The organism is Arthrobacter sp. 4R501, assembly GCF_002929755.1.
In the GTDB taxonomy this organism is placed as follows: domain Bacteria; phylum Actinomycetota; class Actinomycetes; order Actinomycetales; family Micrococcaceae; genus Arthrobacter.
Genome location: NZ_PJIW01000074.1, coordinates 1 through 557, shown reverse-complemented (window position 1 = coordinate 557; position 557 = coordinate 1). Strand labels below are relative to the sequence as shown.

At 67.5% G+C, this 557-nt stretch carries 1 protein-coding gene and 1 pseudogene; one reads left to right on the top strand and one right to left on the bottom strand.

The window, feature by feature from the left end:
• Window positions 1–142: HAD hydrolase-like protein (locus CXR02_RS21945; protein WP_181037339.1), on the top strand; the 142-nt coding region annotated here is incomplete at its 5' end.
• Between the two features lie 262 nt (window positions 143–404).
• Here CXR02_RS21945 and CXR02_RS23115 read toward each other — a convergent pair.
• Window positions 405–557, bottom strand: a pseudogene (locus CXR02_RS23115) (alkane 1-monooxygenase); the annotation flags it as partial.

Below are 557 nucleotides of genomic sequence, written 5' to 3'. Positions count from 1 at the left end.
CGACATCATCGCGGGCATGGAGGCGGGGCTGCACACCGTGCTGGTGCTCAGCGGCATCACCCACCGCGACGACATCGCCGCCTACCCGTTCCGGCCGAACCAGATCCTGAACTCCGTGGCGGATCTAAAGAACCAGATCTAGGTTCCGGCCAGGGGGCGGGGACATGCCCATTCTTCGCACCCGGGGGCGAGCACAATGACACTATGTCCACCGCTGCCCCAGGCGCGGGGCATGTCCTGTTGGGCCGGTGTCCAGTCCGCGAGGGACATGCCCATTCTTCGCACCCGGAACTGGGCATAATGGCACTATGTCCACCCGCTGGCCCCGGCGCGGGGCATGTCCCCGAGCCCGGCCACCGCGCCCAGACCCCCGACGAACTAAGGAAATAGCCAGGAAACTCCCGCTAGACCCGCGCCAGTCCGGCGACCTGGGCCAGCAGTTCAACAGATCGCAGCCGCGCCCCGGTGCCGGTGCTCTGGTGCGCCACGATCAGCTCATCGGCGTCGGCGTGGGCGGTGAACGCGTCCAGGTACTCGAGGACAACGTCCGGGGTTCC